Here is a 3,027-nt window from a genome sequence, read left to right on the forward strand (position 1 = left end):
ACCCATGTCTGAGTATCGACCCATGTCTGAGTATCGCCTTAAGGCGATGCGAGTTTGGGTCCCGGCCGCTCTTTTCGTCGAATCCCGAGGGGGTAGTCGCCCCATCCGGCGCGCCTTTTTTGCCTACTTTTTTGGCAAGACAAAAAAGTAGGTCGCCGCCCCGCAGGGGTGGTGAAACTGCAGTTGCCTTTGACCTTGACGTTAAGCAGCTGCAGTTGGGACCACTAACCTACCCCCAACCTCAAATCACCAACTCAATAACAAACGGCCCCCGCCGAGCATTAGCCATACCAAACAACTCAGCGAACCGCTCCATATCCTCAGCCCGCGCAGCCTCCACCCCCATCCCATTGGCCAGCTGCACCCAGTTAAGATCCGGATTGCCGATATCCAGCATATCAAGCGCAGTCTTGCCCGGATTGGCCCCAACCCCAGCCAGCTCACCCAGCAAAATCGCATACTTCCGATTAGCCAGAATCACCACGGTGACGTCAAGCTTCTCCCGCGCCATGGTCCACAGCGATTGCAGTGTGTACATCCCCGAGCCATCGGCCTGCAGCGCAACAACCCGACGCCCCGGCGCGGCAACCGCGGCGCCAGTCGCCAGCGGCAGCCCATCGCCGATAGCACCACCAGTCAGTTGCAGCCAGTCATGCGGCGCGGCATGCACGGTCCCCGGGTAAAACGCACGCCCGAAGCTCACGCTCTCTTCCACCACGATGGCCTGCTCCGGCAGCAGCGCCGTCAGCGTTTGCGCGACCGCCTCGGAGGTCACCGCGCCCTTGGCGATCCCACGCGGCGCGACCGAAGCCGGCACCGGCACCGAGGGGGCGCCAAGCTCGTCGGCAAGACGCGCCAGGGCTTCGGCCAGATCTTGTTCCGGACGTGCCAGCACATGGATCTCAGCGTCTTCCGGATACGGACGCGGCGACTTGCCCGGGTAGGCGAAGAACGTCACCGGCGGCGGCGCGCCCACCAGGATGACATTGCGGATGCCGGCCAGCTTGTCACGCGCCACGTCGCCGGAATAGGGCACCCGATCCACATTGAAACGGCCGCGGCCGCGCGACACGCGGGCGTTGGACATCGGCGTGATCAGGCGCGCGTCGGTGGCGGCGGCGATGCGGTGCGCATCGGCCAGCGGCGCTTCGCGCAGCGCGGTGCCGGCCAGCACGATCAGCGTGGGCTGGCCCGAGCGCAGCAGGCGTGCTGCTTGCTGGACGGCGTCGGGCGAGACCTTGGGCACCGCCAGCGGCGCCAGCGGCACGCCTACCTTGCCGCCGGCATCCCAGCAGACATCCGAGGGCAGGATCAGGCTGGCGACCCCGCCGGGGGCGGCGCACGCGGCCTGCACGGCCGTGGCGGCATCGGCGCCGACCGATGCCGCATCCGTGGCGGTGCGGGTCCAGACCGAGACGGGGCGCGCCCAGCCTTCCGTGTCGGCCGTCAGCGGAGCGTCGAACGGACGGTGATAGGTGGCCTGGTCGCCTACGATGTTGATCACCGGCGTCTGCGCGCGGCGCGCGTTATGCAGGTTGGCCAGGCCATTGGCCAGGCCCGGGCCGCAGTGCAGCAGCGTGGCCGCCGGCTTGTCGGCCATACGCGCGTAGCCATCGGCCGCGCCGGTCACCACGCCTTCAAACAGGCCKAGCACGCAACGCATGCCGGGAATGCGGTCGAGCGCTGCCACGAAGTGCATTTCGCTGGTGCCGGGGTTGGCAAAGCAGGTGTCCACGCCGCAGGCCAGCAGCGTCTTGACCAGGCTCTCGGCGCCGTTCATCTCGCTCTGCCCGCTGTTGCCCTGGGTTGCATGGCTACCTTGGTTGCGGTCGGTATTCGGCATCTCGTTCATTTCCAGTTGGCGGATTGGGGAATGGATTGGTGGACAAGCATCAGGATTGCGCCGGCGGCGTGGCGGCCGGGCACGGTGGGGCATAAACGGGGGCGGCGCCCGCGCCGGGCGCGAGCAGGTCGAAATCCAGGCAGACGAACTCGCTCGGGAATTCGATGCGCGCGTAATAGACGATCACGCCGTCCACGCACGCATAGCGCCGCAATTCGGCCACCGGCGCGCCAACGGGCAAGGCCAGCCTGGCGGCCGATTCCGCGCCCGCCGCAATGATCGACAGGCGCTGCCTGGCGGCGGTGACCTTCAGCTGGGGGAAACGATCCAGCACCGGCACCGAGGGCCCGTGGCGGAACGCTTCCGGCTTGCGGGCAAACACGCTGGCCTCGATGAAGACCTCGCCCAGCGCGAACGGGCGCTGCTCGATCCGGTGCAGGCGGCGCAGGAAGTGATAGCCCGGCGCGCGCGCGGCGGCGCAAGGCATGCCCAGTTCGTCCGGCAAGGTGACGGTGCCGTCGGATTCTGACAGCGCCTCGGTGTCGAGCTGCTCGCCGACCGCCACCACCTGGTCCCAGCTCACCGGCAGCCTCATGGCGCGGCGCTCGCGGCAGCTTGCCTTGACGAACGTGCCACGCCCGCGCTCGCGGGTCAGCAGGCCTTCTTCGTCAAGCAGTGAGAGCGCGTGATGCATGGTCATGCGCGCCACGCCGAACTCGCGGCAAAGCTGTTCGAGCGACGGGATGCGCTCGCCTTGGCGCCATTCGCCACTCTCGATATGGCGGCGGAAGATCGTGGCGAGCTGGAGGTAGACCGGCTGGCGGCTGCGGGACAAGAGGTCGCTGGAGGCAGGCAAGGCGGTGAGAGCGGKATTCGGCATCGTCGGCGGGAGCAACGCAGCGACTGCAAAAGCTGGGGGCGCCAGCGTGTTAGCGCCGGCTGGCAGTGGCTTGCGGAAGTGGCCTACTTTAATAAGGTCTACAAACCTAGACTACTAGGGTTTACAGTAGTCTAAGTCTATACACCCGGCGTAAAAAAACGCAGGCCGAAGCCTTAATGCCGTTCAGTTAAGGTCCCTATTGAGGAAGCGAACGGCATAGCGTGAAGGGCGGGACTTGACGACCCGGTCGCATGAGCGACCGGGTCGTTTCACATTGGGCAGCGACTTTAGGCGCTCGCGTAGG

At 66.4% G+C, this 3,027-nt stretch carries 2 protein-coding genes; both read right to left on the reverse strand.

Annotated features, from left to right (window positions below):
* Window positions 1-241: 241 nt before the first annotated feature.
* Window positions 242-1,780 carry an acetolactate synthase large subunit gene (locus AC1DS3_RS37255; RefSeq protein ID WP_441641631.1) on the reverse strand — a complete coding sequence of 513 codons (1,539 nt, stop codon included), beginning with the start codon at window positions 1,778-1,780 and terminating at the stop codon, window positions 242-244.
* 112 nt (window positions 1,781-1,892) lie between these two features.
* Window positions 1,893-2,723, reverse strand: a complete 831-nt coding sequence (locus tag AC1DS3_RS37260) for a GntR family transcriptional regulator (RefSeq protein WP_477129204.1) — start codon at window positions 2,721-2,723, stop codon at window positions 1,893-1,895.
* Between the last annotated feature and the right edge of the window lie 304 nt (window positions 2,724-3,027).

Source organism: Cupriavidus sp. 01L46, assembly GCF_056399905.1.